This is a genomic window from Cereibacter azotoformans (assembly GCF_021391315.1).
Classification (GTDB): domain Bacteria; phylum Pseudomonadota; class Alphaproteobacteria; order Rhodobacterales; family Rhodobacteraceae; genus Cereibacter_A; species Cereibacter_A azotoformans.
Genome location: NZ_CP090022.1, coordinates 869,668 through 886,475, shown reverse-complemented (window position 1 = coordinate 886,475; position 16,808 = coordinate 869,668). Strand labels below are relative to the sequence as shown.

At 68.6% G+C, this 16,808-nt stretch carries 17 protein-coding genes; 13 read left to right on the top strand and 4 right to left on the bottom strand.

Features of this window, described 5'->3' with window-relative positions; all coding sequences use genetic code 11:
• Positions 1 to 89: 89 nt before the first annotated feature.
• From LV780_RS19335 to LV780_RS19305, 7 genes are all read left to right on the top strand, one after another.
• Positions 90 to 1,028, top strand: coding sequence for a LysR family transcriptional regulator (locus tag LV780_RS19335; protein WP_011910236.1), 939 nt, complete (start codon positions 90 to 92; stop codon positions 1,026 to 1,028).
• Between the two features lie 85 nt (positions 1,029 to 1,113).
• Complete coding sequence (locus tag LV780_RS19330; protein ID WP_108220639.1) at positions 1,114 to 2,658, top strand: coiled-coil domain-containing protein; 1,545 nt, start codon at positions 1,114 to 1,116, stop codon at positions 2,656 to 2,658.
• A gap of 31 nt (positions 2,659 to 2,689) precedes the next feature.
• Entirely contained in the window at positions 2,690 to 3,739 is a 1,050-nt protein-coding gene (locus LV780_RS19325; RefSeq protein ID WP_101341680.1) for a TAXI family TRAP transporter solute-binding subunit, read from the top strand.
• Between the two features lie 151 nt (positions 3,740 to 3,890).
• Positions 3,891 to 4,499, top strand: coding sequence for a 2-dehydro-3-deoxy-6-phosphogalactonate aldolase (locus LV780_RS19320; RefSeq protein ID WP_108220638.1), 609 nt, complete (start codon positions 3,891 to 3,893; stop codon positions 4,497 to 4,499).
• Complete coding sequence (locus tag LV780_RS19315; RefSeq protein ID WP_108220637.1) at positions 4,496 to 5,335, top strand: SMP-30/gluconolactonase/LRE family protein; 840 nt, start codon at positions 4,496 to 4,498, stop codon at positions 5,333 to 5,335. The genes LV780_RS19320 and LV780_RS19315 overlap by 4 nt, the downstream gene beginning before the upstream one ends.
• Positions 5,336 to 5,577: 242 nt before the next feature.
• Positions 5,578 to 5,943: a response regulator gene (locus LV780_RS19310; RefSeq protein ID WP_011910241.1), complete on the top strand. Its 366-nt coding sequence runs from the start codon at positions 5,578 to 5,580 to the stop codon at positions 5,941 to 5,943.
• A 99-nt stretch (positions 5,944 to 6,042) separates the two neighbouring features.
• Positions 6,043 to 7,686, top strand: coding sequence for a methyl-accepting chemotaxis protein (locus tag LV780_RS19305; protein WP_108220636.1), 1,644 nt, complete (start codon positions 6,043 to 6,045; stop codon positions 7,684 to 7,686).
• Between the two features lie 58 nt (positions 7,687 to 7,744).
• Here the strand turns inward: LV780_RS19305 and LV780_RS19300 are convergent, their stop codons facing one another.
• Positions 7,745 to 8,032: a hypothetical protein gene (locus LV780_RS19300; RefSeq protein WP_180325206.1), complete on the bottom strand. Its 288-nt coding sequence runs from the start codon at positions 8,030 to 8,032 to the stop codon at positions 7,745 to 7,747.
• Positions 8,033 to 8,273: 241 nt separating this feature from the next.
• On the opposite strand from LV780_RS19300, the gene LV780_RS19295 reads away from it, so the two are divergent.
• The 3 genes from LV780_RS19295 to LV780_RS19285 all read left to right on the top strand — a co-directional run bounded on the left by LV780_RS19295 (position 8,274) and on the right by LV780_RS19285 (position 10,969).
• Complete coding sequence (locus tag LV780_RS19295) at positions 8,274 to 9,596, top strand: ABC1 kinase family protein (RefSeq protein ID WP_101341684.1); 1,323 nt, start codon at positions 8,274 to 8,276, stop codon at positions 9,594 to 9,596.
• Positions 9,597 to 9,754: 158 nt separating this feature from the next.
• On the top strand, positions 9,755 to 10,282 hold the full coding sequence (locus tag LV780_RS19290) for a lysozyme inhibitor LprI family protein (RefSeq protein WP_233864113.1): 528 nt from the start codon (positions 9,755 to 9,757) through the stop codon (positions 10,280 to 10,282).
• A gap of 426 nt (positions 10,283 to 10,708) precedes the next feature.
• A complete protein-coding gene (locus tag LV780_RS19285; protein WP_101341686.1) occupies positions 10,709 to 10,969 on the top strand; it encodes a WGR domain-containing protein in 261 nt (86 codons plus the stop codon).
• On the opposite strand, the gene LV780_RS19280 is transcribed toward LV780_RS19285, so the two are convergent.
• From LV780_RS19280 to katG, 3 genes are all read right to left on the bottom strand, one after another.
• Positions 10,944 to 11,267, bottom strand: a complete 324-nt coding sequence (locus LV780_RS19280; protein WP_011910247.1) for a hypothetical protein — start codon at positions 11,265 to 11,267, stop codon at positions 10,944 to 10,946. The two genes, LV780_RS19285 and LV780_RS19280, sit on opposite strands and share 26 nt — an antisense overlap.
• Before the next feature lie 267 nt (positions 11,268 to 11,534).
• Positions 11,535 to 12,053: a DMT family transporter gene (locus tag LV780_RS19275; protein ID WP_108220634.1), complete on the bottom strand. Its 519-nt coding sequence runs from the start codon at positions 12,051 to 12,053 to the stop codon at positions 11,535 to 11,537.
• A 77-nt stretch (positions 12,054 to 12,130) separates the two neighbouring features.
• Complete coding sequence (katG, locus tag LV780_RS19270) at positions 12,131 to 14,305, bottom strand: catalase/peroxidase HPI (protein WP_108220633.1); 2,175 nt, start codon at positions 14,303 to 14,305, stop codon at positions 12,131 to 12,133.
• 123 nt (positions 14,306 to 14,428) lie between these two features.
• On the opposite strand from katG, the gene LV780_RS19265 reads away from it, so the two are divergent.
• The 3 genes from LV780_RS19265 (at position 14,429) to LV780_RS19255 (ending at position 16,805) form a co-directional block, all read left to right on the top strand.
• On the top strand, positions 14,429 to 15,355 hold the full coding sequence (locus LV780_RS19265) for a hydrogen peroxide-inducible genes activator (RefSeq protein ID WP_108220632.1): 927 nt from the start codon (positions 14,429 to 14,431) through the stop codon (positions 15,353 to 15,355).
• 893 nt (positions 15,356 to 16,248) lie between these two features.
• Complete coding sequence (locus LV780_RS19260) at positions 16,249 to 16,536, top strand: hypothetical protein (protein WP_147326426.1); 288 nt, start codon at positions 16,249 to 16,251, stop codon at positions 16,534 to 16,536.
• A complete protein-coding gene (locus tag LV780_RS19255) occupies positions 16,494 to 16,805 on the top strand; it encodes an iron chelate uptake ABC transporter family permease subunit (RefSeq protein ID WP_233864109.1) in 312 nt (103 codons plus the stop codon). Before LV780_RS19260 ends, LV780_RS19255 begins: the two co-directional genes overlap by 43 nt.
• The last annotated feature ends 3 nt before the right edge of the window (positions 16,806 to 16,808 follow it).

Below are 16,808 nucleotides of genomic sequence, written 5' to 3'. Positions count from 1 at the left end.
ATCAGATGTTTCGAGGCTGGACTCAAGCAAATTGTCGCAGCTATTTCGGAACAAGATCTGTTCGTTTTCGTACAAGGGGCGGGTGACGCTTGGGCAACTTCACATGGGACGACCTGCAGTTCTTCCTTGCGGTCGCACGGACGGGCCAGCTGTCACGCGCCGCGCGCCAGCTCAGGACAAGCCATGTGACCGTCTCGCGGCGGATCGACCGGCTCGAGGCCGCGCTGCGGATGCGGCTCTTCGAGCGCAACCCCCGCGGATACGAACTGACGCCGGTCGGGCGCCGGTTGATCGAGACGGCCGAACGCATGGAGGCCGAGACCGAGCGGATGCAGGTCGAGTTGCTGGGCGACGGCCCCGGCCAGCGCGGCGTGCTGCGGATGGCGGTCCCCGAGGGATTCGGAAGCTGGTTCAGCCGCGTGCTCCTTGGCCCTTTCACCAGCCGCTTCCCCAACATCTCGCTCGAGCTGATCACGCTGCCGCAGATCATGTCCCTGTCGCGGCGCGAGGCGGATCTGACGGTCACTCTCGATCCGCCAAAAGCGACCCCCTATCATTCCGAGAAGATCACCGACTACAGCCTGCACATCTACGCCACGCGGTCCTATCTGGCCGACCATCCGCCGGTGCGCCATCGCGACGATCTGCTGAAGCACCCGTTCATCGGCTATATCGAGGAAATGATCTTTGCACCGGGCCTTGATTATCTGAGCGAGGTCCATCCGGGCATCCGGGCCAGTTTCAAGAGTTCGTCGATCTTCAACCAGCTGGCGGCGACGCGAAACGGACTCGGGCTCTGCGTCCTGCCGTTCTATATCGCGCGGATGTTTCCCGATCTTGAAATGGTCCTGCCGCATGAGGTGGTTCTGCGGCGGACCTACTGGCTGACCTGTCATCGTGACGTGCGCCCGCTGCCCCGCGAACGGTCGGTCATGTCCTTCCTCCTGGAGGAGGGGCGCACCCATGGGAGGAGCCTTCTCAACCCTGCGGCGATCCGAAAAGGCGAGTCGTCTACCACTTCCGATTGATGCGGAGCCTATTGACGTGGCTCGACGGTTGCAGGGTATCATGCCATCCTGATCGCAAGTCTGTCGCCATGCCGGGAATACGGCCATGAGCTCGAGCCATTTGAAGCATGTCTTTCCCCTGCTGAGCGTTCTTGCGCTCTGCCCGGTTTCGGTCGGTGCCGAGGACGCAGCCTCCGCCGCCGTGTCTCCCGAGGCCGCCGCTGCCACGGAAGGGTCCTATCGGTCCATCATCAGCATGCTGGAAGGCGAGATCTCCAGTCTCGAAGCGCGCATCGCGGTGCTGACGACCGAGCGGCGGCGCGAATTGTCGAGGCTGGAACGGACGCGAAACGAAACGGCGCGTGTCGAGAAGCAGCTGGCGCAACTCCGGCACGAGCGGGGCCGGCTGGAAGAGGCGGTGGCCGGACCCCGCGCCGAGCCCACCTCGGCGGCGGCCATGCAGCCGGCCGGGCTGGTCGCCCATCCTCCGCCTCCGCGGACCGACGGGGGCGCTGTGCGGCTCGATGCCGAGCACAAGCGGCTCGCCGATCAGGTCGATCGGCTGGAGCGTGAGGCCGGGGATTCGGCGGCCAAGCTGCAGGCGCTGTCCGAGGCGGCGTCGCAGCGCGAGGCGGAGCTGCTTCTGCTGGTGGACCGGCAGCAGGGGCTCACCAAGGCCATCGCGTCGCGCGAGGGCGAGCTGGAGAAGCTCGCGGCCCGCCATTCGGAACTGACCGCCGCCGTGGCGCAGCGCGAGGAGGCCCTTCAGGCGCTGGATGAGCGCGCAGCGACCGCGGCCGAGAGCGCAGCCCGCCAGCGCGAGGAGGCCGAGGCTCTGGAGGCCCGGCATCTGGAACTGACGCGGGCCGTCGCGGAAGGGTCCGAAGCCGTCACGGCACTCGAGACGCGGCAGGCGGAACTTTCGGAGGCGGCCAGTGCGCTCGCCGAGGATGTGACCCGGCGACAGGGCCTGCTGGCCGATGCCGAGGCGCAGCTTTCCGCGTCACGGAAGGAGCAGGAAGAGGCCGTGGCCGCGGCGCGCGCGCAGGTCCAGGACCTGCGCGAGGCCGAGAGCCAGGCGCGGCAACGATTGGAGGCCCTCGTGGCTGCGGAGGCCGCGACCCGGCAGCGGGCCGAGGCGCTCCAGCGCAAGCTTGAGGAGGGTGAGGCGGCGCTCGTCCGGCTGACGGCCGCGGTCGGCGACGAGGAAACGCGGCTGGCACAGCTTCAGGCCCAGCGAGAGGAACCGGCCGCCGACCAGTCCCGGGACATGTCCGAGGCCGAGGGGCGGCTTGCAGCTCTGGCCGCGGCCGAGGAGGAGGCGCGGGCGAGGGTATCCGAACTCGACGCGCTGCTCGAGCGCAAGCAGCAGGAGCTGGCCGCCGCGCCGCCCGCGCCCGAACCGGCCCCGCCCGAGGTGGAACAGCCGCCCGCCGCGGCGCTTCCCGCCGGGGCGCCCCGTCAGCCGGACGAGGTCGCGCGGGCGCTCGCCGAGGCGCCCGGCCTGCCCGAGCCCGGAAGCGCCGCCCGCCAGCGGCTCTTCTCTCTGCTCGAGACCGGGGTGTGCCCGGTCGATGCCCTTCGCGAGGCGACCGGCGCGGTGAACCGCCAGACGCTTGTCGCCCTCGTCAGATCCCTGGGCGGCTGCTGACCGTCCCACCATCCAACAGCAGGAGGAAGCCTTGCCCGTTGCCCGATTGATCGCGATTGCCCTGTTGCTTGCGATCCTGCCGGCGCGATCGCCGGCCGTCGAGATCAACATTCTCACCGGAGGACCGACCGGAACCTACATCCAGATCGGCCGCGACATCGCCAAGGCCGCCGAGGAATGCGGCCTCGGCATGACCGTCCACGAAAGCGCGGGCTCGCTCGAGAATTTCCTTGGGGTGAGGCAGCGCCCGGTCACGCAGTTCGGGATCGTGCAGTCGGACGTGCTGGAATATCTCAAGACCTTCGCCGCCAACGACCCCGAGGTGAGCCGCGCCATCTTCGGCGTGCGCATCGCCTTTCCGCTCTATGACGAGGAGGTGCATCTGCTGGCGCGCAAGGAGATCGGCGGGCTTGCCGATCTGGAAGGCAAGCGCGTGGCCATCGGGGTCGAGAACTCGGGCACCTTCCTGACCGCCTCCCTGGTCCTCGACCTTGCACAGGTGTCGCCGGGCGAGCGCCTGATGATCACGCAGGACGAGTCGCTGACGGCCCTGCTGGCGGGCGACCTCGACGCCTTCTTCTATGTGGCGGGCGTTCCGGCCAAGCTGTTCGCCTCGGAGGAGATCGACGCGGACAGCTTCCACCTCGTGCCCATCGGCGACGAGGTGCTGCGCCAGGTGTACAAGCCGACCGAGATCCCCGCGGGCACCTATCCGTTCCAGACCGGGCCGGTCGAGGCGATCGCGGTCAAGGCGGTGCTGATGACCTATGGCTACGACCCGCGGCGCAACGCCTACCACCGCGAAAGCTGCAAGGCGGTTTCGGACATTTCGCACGTGATCAGCAGCCGCTTCCAGACCCTGCAGGAGACCGGCCACCCGAAGTGGAAGCAGGTGAACCTGACCGAGTTGCCGGCGGGCTGGGACATCGGCGAATGTGTGAATGTGGGCCTTGCCCCCGCCTACCGCTTGCCCTGCGATCCGCCAGAGGCGGAGACCGCCGCCACGCCCGTTGACACCACCTCGGAAAGTGAGGCCAACCGCGCCTACCGCCGTCAGATCTGCGCCGTGGTGGGGTGCTGATCCGCGAACGGGGCTTGCCTGAACCGGGCCCGCCCCCGCAAGCCGGGGCCGGCAAGGCTCCTTCAGGGGCATATCCCGCATGAGGACCCGATCCCGGCTTGCGCTGCGGGCTCGGCTGGCCGAGGCTGGGGCCGATCCACCCGAGGTGCCCATGTCCCGACCCATCATCGCCATCCTGCGCGGCATCACACCCGCGGAAGCCGAGCCCGTCGCCGAGGCGCTGGTGGAGGCGGGGATCGACCGGATCGAGGTGCCGCTCAACTCGCCCGACGGGCTGGAGAGCGTCGCGCGTCTCGTCCGCCGCCTTGGCGACAGGGCGTTGATCGGGGCAGGCACGGTGTTGTCGCCCGAGGATGTGGCCCGTGTGGCGGCAACCGGGGCGCGGCTCGTCGTCTCGCCCGACTGCAACCCCGAGGTCATCGCGGCCACGCGGGCCGCGGGGCTCATCTCGATCCCGGGCGTCTTCACCCCGACCGAGTGCTTCGCGGCGATCCGGGCGGGCGCCAACGCGCTCAAGCTCTTTCCGGCGACGCTTCTCGGGCCTGCGGGACTCGAGGCGCTGAGGGCGGTCCTGCCGCGTGATCTGCCGGTCTTTGCCGTGGGGGGCGCCGGAGAGGCCAATCTGCAGGACTGGCGCAGGGCAGGGGCCGACGGCTTCGGGATCGGCACGGCCCTCTACCGCCCCGGTCGCAGCGCCGCGGAGGTGGCCGAACGGGCCCGGACGCTCGTCGCGGCCTTCGACCGGAGCAGCGCGCCATGATCCTCGACGCACGCCCCTGCACCCTCGGCGAAGGCGCCTTCTGGCACCCCGAGCGGCGCGAGCCCTTCTGGTTCGACATCGCTGCCGGCAAGCTCCTTGCCCGGATCCGCGACGAGCCCGCCGAATGGAGCTTTGGCGAAGCCGTGTCGGCTGCGGGCTGGATCGACCGGGACCGGCTGCTGATCGCGTCCGAAACCGGCCTCTGGCGGTTCGCGATCGAGACGGGGCAGCGGGAGCGGATCGTGGCTCTGGAAGAGGATTGCTCCGGCACGCGCTCGAACGACGGGCGGACCGATCCGGCGGGCGGCTTCTGGATCTCGACCATGGGAAAGGAAGCCGAGCCTGGCGCGGGGGCGATCTACCGCTTCCACGAGGGGCGCATCAGCCGGCTCTTTGCCAACCTCACCATCCCGAACGCGATCTGCTTTGCCCCCGATGGCCGTCGCGCCTACTTTGCGGACACGCCGCGGTCGTGTCTCATGACGGTTGCGCTGGACGCAGAGGGCTGGCCGCGGGGGGAGCCGGCCCTCTTCGCACACCTTCCGGGCCTGTCGCCCGACGGGGCCGTCACCGATGCCGAGGGCGGCATCTGGAGCGCGCAGTGGGGGGCGGGCCGCGTCGCCCGTTACCGGCCCGACGGGCGCTTCGATCGCGCGCTCGATCTGCCTGCGCCACAGGTGACCTGTCCCTGCCTCACCGAAGGCGGCCGCATGATCGTCACCTCGGCCCGCGAGGGCATGAGCGAGGCCGCCCTGATGGACCATCCCCTTTCAGGGCAGACGTTCGAGCTGGAGGCGGGGGTCGAAGGGGTTCCTGCGCCGCGCCTCAGGCTCTGACGCGACGGCAGGGGCCGGGTGACCCAGCGGCATCCCGCAATCTTCCCACCGCGAAGGAAACGGCGGCTGCGGCGTCTGGCCACGGAGATTCTCGCGCCGCGCACTTAAAATGTCTCCGCCCCCGGTCGTTCATCTCGCCAGAGTTGAGCACGGCATCGGCCCGTGCGGCAAGGGCAAGGACAACAGATGCAGAGCAGCGGGAGTCGGGGCGGCAGAGATCGGGCAGGATCAGGGGGCACGCCATGACGCGCACGGTCCTTGCGGTGGATGATTCACCCTCGATCCGATGCATGGTGGCCCTGACGCTGCGCGAAGCGGGCTACGAGGTGATCGAGGCCTCGGACGGCCAGCAGGCGCTCGAGGTCGCGCTCTCGCGCCGCGTCGATGCGATCCTCACCGACCAGAACATGCCGCGTCTCGACGGCCTAGGCTTCATCCGCGCCTACCGCAGCCACCCCGAGGGCAAGGGCACGCCCATCGTGTTCCTCTCGACCGAATCGGCCGACAAGCTGAAGGCCGAGGCGCGCGAGGCTGGAGCACTGGGCTGGATGGTGAAGCCCTTCACCCAGGCGCAACTGCTGGCCGTGATGAAGAAGGTCCTCGGCTGAGGCGGAATGGTGACCAGTGGGGGCAGAGTTCTGTCGGTTGCCCCGTTTCTATCCGCCGGCGGCCAGCGCGCCCTCCGGCCACTTCATGAAAGATCCGACATGAGATTCTCGATCCGCAACAAGCTGGGGGCGACCTTTCTCGTCATCTTCGCCATGGCGGGCGGCACCAACCTCTATGCGCTTTACACGATCGACCGGCTGAGCGAGGACATCAACACGCTCGTCGAGCGCGACTTCGAGCGCGTGCGGCTGACCGAGCGGCTGAACGCCGAACAGCTCCGCATGAAGGGCGCCGTCCGCGATCACATGCTGTCGCCGCCGCAGGACAAGGCGCGGGACATGGAGGCCGTGACTCAGGCGCGCGCCAACATGCGCGAGGCGTTCGATGCGCTGGTGGCCGTCGCGCCACCCGCCGACCAGGACAGGCTCGTGGAATACGAGGAGCTCTGGAAGCAGTCGATCAAGGTGAACGACAAGGCGCTGCTGCTCTCGGAGGGCGGCCGCACCGAAGAGGCGCGCAAGCTTCTCTGGGGAGATTATTTCTCGCGGCTTCAGACCACGCGAATGGAGATCATGGAGGGGCTGCGGGATGGCAGCATCGCGCATCTGCACCAGATGCAGGCGGCGGCGGCGCAGGCCCGGTTTCAGACCCTCATGCTGATGGGCGGGACGATCACGCTGGCCTCGATCATCGCGATCGGTGCGGCGGGCTGGCTGATCCTCTCGATCGGGCGGGGCCTCTCGCGGGCGCTGGAGGTGACGCGGCGGGTGGCCGACGGCGATCTGACCGAAACCGCGGCGCTGCGCGGCAACGACGAGATCACCGATCTTCTGGCGGCCCTGAACGGGATGGTGCTGCGCCTGCGCGACGTGGTGTCGAGGGTGACCACCGCCGTCGGACAGGTGGCCGCCGGCAGTGCCGAGGTCGCGGCCACGTCCGAGCAACTGAGCCAGGGCGCCAACGAACAGGCCTCCGCCACCGTCCAGGCGTCCGCCTCGGTGGAAGAGATGGCGGCAACCATCAAGCAGAGCGCGGAAAATGCGTCGCGCACCGAGCAGGTGGCCACGGGCTCTGCCCAGGCCGCACGCCAGAGCGGCGATGCGGTTTCGAGCGCGGTCGAGGCGATGCGTTCGATCGCCGGAAAGATCCTCGTCGTGCAGGAGATCGCGCGGCAGACGGACCTTCTGGCCCTGAACGCGGCCGTCGAAGCGGCGCGGGCCGGCGAGCATGGCCGCGGTTTCGCCGTGGTCGCCGCAGAGGTGCGCAAGCTGGCCGAGCGGAGCGAGGCTGCGGCGGCGGAAATCTCGAACCTCTCGACCGGCACCGCCCGTTCGGCCGTGACGGCGGGCAAGATGCTCGAGGGCCTCGTGCCCGACATCGAGGAAACCGCCAACCTCGTTTCCGGGATATCGGTTGCATCGCAAGAGCTTGCCGCCGGAGCTTCACAGGTGAGCATGGCCATCCAGCAGCTCGATACGGTGACCCAGCAGAACACCGCCGCAGCGAGCGAACTGTCCGCCAGCGCCGCCGACCTGTCCGAGCGGTCAGAGGATCTGCGCCAGGCCGTCAGCTACTTCCGCGTCAGCGCCCGCGGCGCACCCGCACCCGTCGCTCCTGCTGCCGAACTTCGCAGGCCCGCCCCGACGCTTGTGCCGCCGAGCGTTCGCGGCGGCGGCTTCGATTTCGAACTGCACGAGGATGACGCGATCGACGAGGCGTTCGAGCGGGCCAAGGTCGCCTGAGACCGCCTGTCACGAACCAACGCGAGGCGCGGTGCCGCAGGGCCCGCGCCTTTGTCGTTCAGGTCACGATGAGAAATATGCTGATCAGCACCGATGCCGCCACGATCATCGGCCCGGTGAGCGACAGAAGGACGTGCTCAACCTGAAGCGGACCCTCCTGGTGATCGGATGCCGGACCCCAGAACGAGGGGCCGGGACGCCAGCTTTCGAACCTGTAGCTGGCGAGCGGCCGGATGCTGCTGCGGCGCGCTTCGCCATTTCTGGCTGTCTGGGCTCTTGTCCGACATATCTGAACGGCAGTTAGGTTTCTGACCAGCTCTGGCTGGGCTTGTTCACTCGGCACCATGGATACATCATTTCGCATAGGTTCAGAGGGATCCGCTCGTCTGCAGGTGGTATCTACTAAGGGTTGTAACCCTTCCTATCCTAAGGAGATAGAGTGTCATTGTGACACAATCAAGCGCGATTGTCCGCGGGTGACCAAGTCACCGACGAAAGTAGGTGCTGTGGCCACTATGCCGCAGTCTGCCGTTGTGAACGGCGCCCTCCAACCTATCTTTTCAGCATCCCAGAAAGAGCTCCGCATCTTGTCCAGCCATCGATCTGAACCCCGCGCCCTTTCCGTTCCGAGTGGCCGAATTTCCCGTCTCGCGCGATTCGGGGGCCTCGCCTCCGGCATTGCCGGCAATGTGGCGTTGCACGGCGCCCGGCAACTCGCCCAGGGGCGGCGCCCGGTGATGAGCGATCTGATCCTGACGCCCGCCAATGTCGCGCGGCTGGCCGAGCAGTTGTCGCAGATGCGTGGCGCGGCGATGAAGGTGGGGCAGCTTCTGTCGATGGATGCGGGCGAGATGCTGCCGCCCGAACTGGCCGACATTCTGGCGCGGCTTCGGTCCGAGGCGCATTACATGCCGCCCCGGCAGCTCCGCACCGTTCTGGACGCGGCCTGGGGCAAGGACTGGCACCGCAGATTCCGAACCTTCAACGTCCGGCCCATCGCGGCGGCCTCGATCGGCCAGGTTCATCGGGCCACCACAGTGGAGGGCGAGGATCTGGCGATCAAGGTCCAGTATCCGGGGGTGCGCCGCTCGATCGACAGCGACGTGGACAATGTTGCGGCGCTGATGCGGATCTCGGGCCTCCTTCCAAGGGGCCTCGACCTCGCGCAGATGCTCGCCGAGGCCAAACGGCAGTTGCACGAGGAGGCCGATTATGAGCGTGAGGGCCGCTGTCTCGCCCGCTTCGGGACGCTCCTGACGGGTGCGCCCGAGTTTCGGGTGCCCGCGCTGCATGAGGGTCTGACGGGGCGCGACGTGCTTGCCATGACGCATGTCGCGGGCGACCCCGTCGAGGATCTGGTCGAGGCCCCGCAGGCGGAGCGTGACCGGGTCATGCGGCTTCTGATCGGGCTGATGTTCCGCGAGCTGCTCGACTTCCGCCTGATGCAGACCGATCCGAACTTCGCCAACTACCGGCACGATCCCTCCACGGGTCAGGTCGTGCTGCTCGACTTCGGCGCCACCCGCGAGGTCGGGACGGACATGGCCGAGGGTTACCGCAGGCTCCTGCGCGCGGGCCTCGCCGGAGAGAGCGACGCCATGCAGGCGGCGGTGTTCGAGCTTGGCTTCCTGTCCGAGGCGGTGCCGGCGGATCTGCGGACGTTGATGCTGCAGATGCTCGAAATCTCGATGGAGCCGCTCCGCGCCGCCCGCTTCGACTTTGGTGCCAATGATGTGGCGCTGCGTCTGCGCGACCTCGGGATGGAGATCGGCGAGCAGCGCGAGGTCCACCATCTGCCGCCTGTCGAGACCTTCTACATCCAGCGCAAGTTCGGAGGGATGTATCTCCTGGCCAGCCGGCTACGGGCACGCGTCGCAATCCGTGAGCTGATCGAGCCGTATCTCCAGTGACTTGGCGGAACCTGTTCATGCGTTACATGAGGAGCGGCGCGCGGCGCTGATCGGCCTGCTTCCGCGTGACCTTGTCACAGGATCAGGCGCAGTCGCGGGGCTATCCTGCGCAGGGCCGCGCACTCGGCGCGGCGATCGTTCAGAAAGAGTGAGCTGCCATGTTGTGCCTGCGCCCCTCCATGCCGCGCCTTGCGCTGATCCTGATGATGCTCGCCGCGCCGGCGAGCCTGACGGCCCAGCCCATTCCGTTTCACCCCGAGAAGATCGAGGACTGCCTCTCGGGCAAGAAGGCCGGTCCGCAGCGTGAGGCCTGCATCGGGCTGGCCGCGGACCTCTGCCGTCGCGAGACGAAGGGCGCGACCGAGGTCGAGGCCGCAGCCTGCATGGCCGCCGAAGCGAACTGGTGGCGCGACCGCATGGGCAATGCCTACGAGGCGGCGATGAAGGAGGCCGCCCTGCGCGACGTGGAGTTTGCCAAGTCGATCTCGCAAGGGGCGCCACGCATGACCGAAGATCTTGAGAAGATGCAGGAAGCCTGGAAGGACTGGAGCGAGAAGCGGTGCTTCTTCGAGTCCATGCGGCGTCGCGGCAAGCCCGACCGGATGGTGGTGGCCTCGGAATGCCTCATGCGTCGCACGGCGGAAGAGGCGCTGCTGCTTGAGGATGTCGCGGCCCGGAAACGCTGATCTGCGTCAGGTTGTCGCCGGATCCTCTTGCGGCCGATCAATGCGGGGGAGAGGCACTGACCTAAGGTGGCAGCACCGGCAGACTCAGGGGCCTGCGCCAGAAGGCCCGCCCGGTCCGGCACCGACAGAGGCGCGATTAGTCCCCAACCTTCTGTCGGTGCCGTCGTCTGTTCAGCCCGCACACCCATCCCGCAGCCGGCTGACGGTGGCCGCGGAACCTGTGCGAGAGCGGACCCGGCGGAGACGGGCCGAGAGCTGCCCGCCGCTCGGGCGGAGGGGCTCCACCCTCAAGGGTGGCTCCGTCATGTCCGAGGCGCATGTCCGAATACGGCGCGTTCCCGCTCCAATGCGGCATCGTCGGAGGATCGCGCTTGCGCACATCGGCTGCGACGGCTTTCCTGAAGGCCTGTGCAGCAGGGGGCCGGCATGGAGATCCGCCTTGAGAAGATCGAGCCCGAGCGGAACTGCTACCGCTTCTACCTGATCCGACAGGAACGGGATCTGTTCGAGAGTGGCTCGCTCGTGGTCCAGTGGGGCCGGATCGGCCAGGCGGGGCGCATGGCGATCCGATCCTCGGGCCCGCCCGAGCGGATCGAGGCCCTGTTCGAGCGGCTGGTTCGGATGAGACTCCGGCGGGGCTACGCCATCGCCGGAGCTGGTTTCAGGTCGGGCGGCGCAGCGCCGTGACGCAGCTCACCGGGATGTGGAAATAGCGGCCGATCTGCTCATCACTCAGGCCCAGATCGGTCAAGGTGTCGATCACCCGGTCGGGGGATGGCGCCATCAGCACCTGCGCGCAAAGGCAGACCATTCGGCCGTTCGCATCGACCTGATGCTGACCCGGGCAGAGCCCCGCAGACTTCCAGACGCAGCCGGACTCGGCCATCGCGTCGGGCTGGCCTGCCGGCCTCTCCACGTCATGCGCAATCGATCCCCTCCGGCTGCGGAACAGGGCTCGGCGCCGTTCGGTCGGTTCGGGTATCATGGGGCAGTCCTCCTCTTCCTGCACCATTGCCGCCAGAGCGACGCAGGCAGTGTCGCCGCTACATGAAGGATGTCAATCAACATCTGCATGACAACAAGGCTGCAATTCCATGGCATCCTTCGCCTTTCGCAACCGGTGGCGGTTTTTCCGGTCTCTGCCAAAGGTGCGGGCGCGGATCCGGCGCGCTCAGTTTCTTGTGGACAAGTCGCGTGCCATGACCGGAAGAGGCCGGGAGGCGTCAGAGAGGGTGCTTCGCCGGGGCTTGCCTCACGCGGCGCGAGCCGCGCCCCGGTTCGGGGCGAGGCTGACGATGGCGAGGCCCCCGAAGATCAGCATGGCGCCCAGGAAGCGCTGCGCGGTGACAGGCTCGCCCACCACGAGGATGGCGAGAAGCCAGGCGGTCAGCGGCTCGATGAGCGAGAGGGTGACGGCCGTCGAGGTGGTGAGCCGCGCCAGCCCCCGCGTGAACAGCGCATAGGCGAGCCCGGTCGTGATCGCGCCGAGGAAGAGGAGGGCCGGCCAGGCCCGGAGATCCGCCGACCAGGCGACAGGCACCAGTGCAAGAACGGGAGCGGTCACGATGGCGGCGACGAGGAACGTGGAAGCGGCCAGCGTGCCGACCCGGCCCGTGGCGAGCGAGTAGGCCGCGTAGGACGCGCCTGCGAGGCTTGCCAGCAGGACGCCCGTCGTCGAGGCCGCGCCGGCGCCGCGATGCGACCCATGAGGTCGGCCCGCGCAGGCCTGCCGGTGCCGCCAAGGCTCTTGCGTGGGTGCGCAGGCGAGCACGGGCGCGTGAACCCTGCGAACACCAAACAGGGCCGCCGAGGCGGCCCTGTTCCTGGGCTCTGGCCTGTTGCGCGGGATCAGGCGATGTCGAAACGATCGGCGTTCATCACCTTGGTCCAGGCTGCCACGAACTCCTGGACGAACTTCTCGCGGCTGTCGTCCTGGGCATAGACCTCGGCATAGGCGCGCAGCACCGAGTTCGAGCCGAACACCAGATCGACCCGCGTCGCCGTCCACTTCACCGCGCCGGTGCGCCGGTCGCGGATCTCGTAGAGGTTGGCGTCGGCCGGCTTCCAGACATTGGCCATGTCGGTCAGGTTGACGAAGAAGTCGGTCGTCAGCGCGCCCTCGCGGTCGGTCAAGACGCCGTGCTTCGTGCCGCCGTGGTTGGTGCCAAGGACGCGCATGCCGCCCAGCAGAACCGTCATCTCATGCGCGGTCAGGCCCATGAGTTGGGCACGATCCAGCATCAGCTCTTCGGGGCTGACGGTGTAGTCCTTCTTCAGCCAGTTGCGGAAGGCGTCGTGGATCGGCTCGAGCACGTCGAACGAGGCCGCGTCGGTCATGTCATCCGTCGCGTCGCCCCGGCCCGGCGCGAAGGGCACCGTGATCTCGAAGCCCGCGGCGCGCGCCGCCTGCTCGACGCCGACGTTGCCGCCCAGCACGATCACGTCGGCGACGCTCGCCCCGGTCTCGGCCGCGATGCCCTCCAGCACGCCCAGCACGGTGGCGAGGCGAGCGGGTTCGTTGCCCTCCCAGTCCTTCTGGGGTGCCAGCCGGATCCGCGCGCCATTGGCGCCGCCCCGCATGTCCGAGCCGCGGAAGGTCCGCGCGCTGTCCCAGGCGGTCGAGACCAGCTCGGCCACCGAAAGGCCCGAGGCCGCGATGCGCGCCTTGACGGCGGCCACATCATAGTCGGTGCGGCCGGCGGGAACCGGATCCTGCCAGATCAGATCTTCCTGCGGCACGTCCGGCCCGAGGTAGCGCGCCTTCGGCCCCATGTCGCGGTGGGTCAGCTTGAACCAGGCGCGGGCGAAGACATCCGAGAAATGGGCCGGGTCGCGGTGGAACCGCTCGGCGATGGGGCGATAGATCGGGTCCATCTTCATCGCCATGTCCGCGTCGGTCATGATCGGATTGTAGCGGATCGAGGGATCCTCGACATCGACCGGCTTGTCTTCCTCGCGGATGTCGATCGGCTCCCACTGCCAGGCGCCGGCCGGGCTTTTGCGCAGTTCCCATTCATAGCCGAACAGCAGGTCGAAATAGCCGTTGTCCCACCGGGTCGGATGGGTGGTCCAGGCGCCCTCGATGCCGCTGGTGACGGTGTTGCGGCCGACGCCGCGGGTCGAGTGGTTCATCCAGCCGAGACCCTGCTCGACCACATCCGCCGCCTCGGGGTCGGGGCCGATCAGCGCCGCATCGCCGTTGCCGTGGCACTTGCCGACCGTGTGGCCGCCCGCCGTCAGCGCCACCGTCTCCTCGTCGTTCATCGCCATCCGGGCGAAGGTCTCGCGGACATGAAGCGCGGTGCGCAGCGGATCGGGCTCGCCGTTCACGCCCTGCGGGTTCACATAGATCAGGCCCATCTGCACCGCGGCCAGCGGGTTCTCCATCGAGGCCGGATCGGCCACATCGCCATAACGGCTGTCCGAGGGCGCAAGCCATTCCTTCTCGGCGCCCCAGTAGGTGTCCTTTTCGGGGTGCCAGATGTCGGCGCGGCCGAAGGCGAAGCCGAAGGTCTTCAGCCCCATCGACTCGTAGGCCACGGTGCCGGCGAGGATGATCAGGTCGGCCCAGCTGATGGCATTGCCGTATTTCTTCTTGACCGGCCACAGAAGCCGGCGGGCCTTGTCGAGGTTCACGTTGTCCGGCCACGAGTTCAGCGGCGCAAAGCGCTGGTTGCCCGTGCCTCCGCCGCCGCGGCCGTCCGCGGTGCGGTAGGACCCGGCCGCGTGCCAGGCCATGCGGATCATCAGCCCGCCGTAATGGCCCCAGTCGGCCGGCCACCAGTCCTGGCTGTCGGTCATCAGCGCGTGCAGGTCACGCTTGAGCGCCGTCACATCCAGCCCCTGCAGCGCCCGGCGATAATCGAAGCCCGGCCCCATCGGGTTCGTCTTGCTGTCGTGCTGGTGCAGGATGTCGAGGTTCAGCGCATTCGGCCACCAATCCGTGTTCGAGGTGCCCATGGCGGTGTTGCCACCATGCATTACCGGGCATTTGCCGGTCGAACCGATACCGTTTCCGTCCATGTCGCGACTCCATCTTTCCCCTGAAGCGCGAGCCGCTGCCGGCTCTGCGCGCAAAAAGACCGATAGCCCGATCCGGCCATTTAAGCTACTTTGTATTTCTGATGGTTGCGATGAGTTGCGCTAATGATGAACATCTCGATGAAACATCTTCGCTACTTCGAGGCCCTGGCCCGGCACCAGCATTTCGGCCATGCCGCCGAGGCGTGCCGGATCACGCAGCCCGCGCTGTCGCTCCAGATGAAGGAGCTTGAGGAGATGCTGGGCGCGGCCCTGATCGAGCGGGGGCCGAAGCGGATTCGGCTGACCAGTCTCGGCGAGGATTTCGTCGCACGGGCGCGCGAGATCCTGCGCGCGGTGGACGAGCTGGGAGAGCTGGCCCGCGCCTCGGGCGAGTCGCTGCACGGGCGCTTCCGGCTGGGGGTGATCCCGACGGTTGCGCCCTATCTACTGCCGGCCATCATCCAGCTTCTGGCCCGCCATCATCCCCGGCTGGATCTGCGTCCGCGCGAAGCCACCACGCGAAAGCTGCTGGCGGACCTGAACGAGGGTCGCCTCGATGCGGCGATCATGGCGCTGCCGGTGTCCGAGCCCCTGCTGCACGAGGAGCCGATCCTCGAAGAGGAGTTCATGCTGGTGCGCCCGCTGGCCGACGCGGGGCGGCCGGTTCCCGACTCGGCGGGCCTGCGCGAGATGCGGCTGCTGTTGCTGGAGGAGGGCCACTGCTTCCGGGATCAGGCGCTGTCCTTCTGCAACATGCCCGCCGCGCCCTCGGACCTGATGGAGGGCAGTTCCCTGTCCACGCTGGTGCAGATGGTGGGGGCCGGGATCGGGGTGACGCTCGTTCCCCAGATGGCCATCCCGCTCGAGACGGCTTCGGCCTCCGTCTCCGTTGCGCGGCTGCGAGAGCCGCGGCCCCGCCGCACGCTCGGCCTGGTCTGGCGCAGGAACTCGCCGCTCGCGCGGCATCTCGGGCCGATGGCGGCCCATCTGCAAAGCCTCGCAGGCCAGGGGACAGGACGCCATCCGGGCGGCGCTGCCGCGGGGGCCTGATCCCCCGCCTGATCCTCGGGCACCGGCGCCTGTGCCCCCTCTGCCGGCCTCGCGCGGAAGTCTGATCTGGCACAAGTCACGCAGCCGCTGCCGTGGAAGAAGGAGGCATGAACGGGCGATCCCGCATCTCCGTTTTGCCACTCACGCTCCCGGCCTCGCGGCCGGGGACCGGGCGGCAGCCGGCCCGGCCGGGCGATGAGGGGCCTTGTTGATGGTCGGGTGCCGCCCCTGGATGCAGGCCCTGCTGCTCGCGCTGGTCGCGGCCTTCGCACTGCTGGGCGCGCGTCCCGCCGCGGCTCCGCATTGCTCCGAGACCCTGCTGGCAGCGTTCCCGCTTCCGGTCGAGATCTGCCACGATGGCGACAGCACGCCCGCCGGCTGCACCGGGAACTCCTGCCTCCTCTGCCATCTGGTTGCCGCGGCCTCGCCGGCCGTGGCTGGCTGCGGCGCGGAGTTCACGTCGGTGCGCGCGACCCGGCTGGCTCTGCCGCCGCCCTCGTCGCCGGGCGGGTTCCGCCCGCTCGTGATCCTGCGCGCACGCGCCCCCCGGCTTCGCACCTCGCCCGCGTGTGAACCCCGGCGGCGCCCCCGTGCGCCTCTTGAACCCGGACAGGATCGTGAAATTCACCCTCTTCCTGGGAGCGCCCCCTGCGCGCTCGCCCTGCCGGCCATGGCCGCATCACCGCCACCGGCCTGCGCGGCCGCAGCGTCACCCTCGAAGCCCCCGCCGAACATGTGCTTCTCGGCTTCAACTACGAAGACTTCCTGGTCGTCGCGGGCCCCGGAGGCGAGCGCCGATCGCGGCCCTCTCGCGCGGGCCCTGGGCGCACGGGCGCCCTGGCCAATGGGAGGCCTGCACCGCCGCGCTTCCCTCGCTCGCCGACCTGCCGGACGTGGGGGATGTCGACTCCGGCACCTTCTCGGTCGCGGCGGTCATCGCCGCCCGGCCCGATCTTGCCATTCTCGCCGCCTGGCAGTTCAACGCGCTTGGCGAGGGCGTGCAGCAGATCGAGGCCGCGGGCATTCCGGTGGTCGCGATCGACTGCAATGCCCAGACGGTTGCGACCCATCCCGTCTCGGCGCCGCGCGCTGCTGGTGCTGGCGGTGACGGATCTGGCAGTTCCTTGCGGCGCCCGAGGTGCCGCAGCAGATCGTCTTCTGGCTGTTCGGAAGCCTGCTGAAAGCGAGCTGGAGCTCGGTGCAGGCGATCACGCTGATCCTGGCGGTGGCGGTGCCGGTCCTTGCGCGCGACGTCTCGAGCCTGACGGCGCTTTGGCTGGGCGAGGCCAATGCGGCGAGCCTGGGGCTCGACATCGAGCGGCGGCGGCGGCGGTCCTTCGTGCTGGTCGCGCTGCTGACGGCGGGTGCGGTGAGCTTTACCGGGGGGCCCGCCCGTGGAGCCACCGCAGGAGATGCGCTTGCACGCCGGGGCGGGGCCGCCTACCAGTAGGGG

Excerpts from the sequence above, each read along its gene's own strand:
- LV780_RS19315 (WP_108220637.1), top strand. The coding sequence starts at position 4,496 with ATGATCCTCGACGCACGCCCCTGCACCCTCGGCGAAGGCGCCTTCTGG.
- LV780_RS19300 (WP_180325206.1), bottom strand. The coding sequence starts at position 8,032 with ATGGTGCCGAGTGAACAAGCCCAGCCAGAGCTGGTCAGAAACCTAACT.
- LV780_RS19330 (WP_108220639.1), top strand. The coding sequence starts at position 1,114 with ATGAGCTCGAGCCATTTGAAGCATGTCTTTCCCCTGCTGAGCGTTCTT.
- katG (WP_108220633.1), bottom strand. The coding sequence starts at position 14,305 with ATGGACGGAAACGGTATCGGTTCGACCGGCAAATGCCCGGTAATGCAT.
- LV780_RS19290 (WP_233864113.1), top strand. The coding sequence starts at position 9,755 with ATGTTGTGCCTGCGCCCCTCCATGCCGCGCCTTGCGCTGATCCTGATG.
- LV780_RS19285 (WP_101341686.1), top strand. The coding sequence starts at position 10,709 with ATGGAGATCCGCCTTGAGAAGATCGAGCCCGAGCGGAACTGCTACCGC.
- LV780_RS19305 (WP_108220636.1), top strand. The coding sequence starts at position 6,043 with ATGAGATTCTCGATCCGCAACAAGCTGGGGGCGACCTTTCTCGTCATC.
- LV780_RS19320 (WP_108220638.1), top strand. The coding sequence starts at position 3,891 with ATGTCCCGACCCATCATCGCCATCCTGCGCGGCATCACACCCGCGGAA.
- LV780_RS19265 (WP_108220632.1), top strand. The coding sequence starts at position 14,429 with ATGATGAACATCTCGATGAAACATCTTCGCTACTTCGAGGCCCTGGCC.
- LV780_RS19280 (WP_011910247.1), bottom strand. The coding sequence starts at position 11,267 with ATGATACCCGAACCGACCGAACGGCGCCGAGCCCTGTTCCGCAGCCGG.
- LV780_RS19310 (WP_011910241.1), top strand. The coding sequence starts at position 5,578 with ATGACGCGCACGGTCCTTGCGGTGGATGATTCACCCTCGATCCGATGC.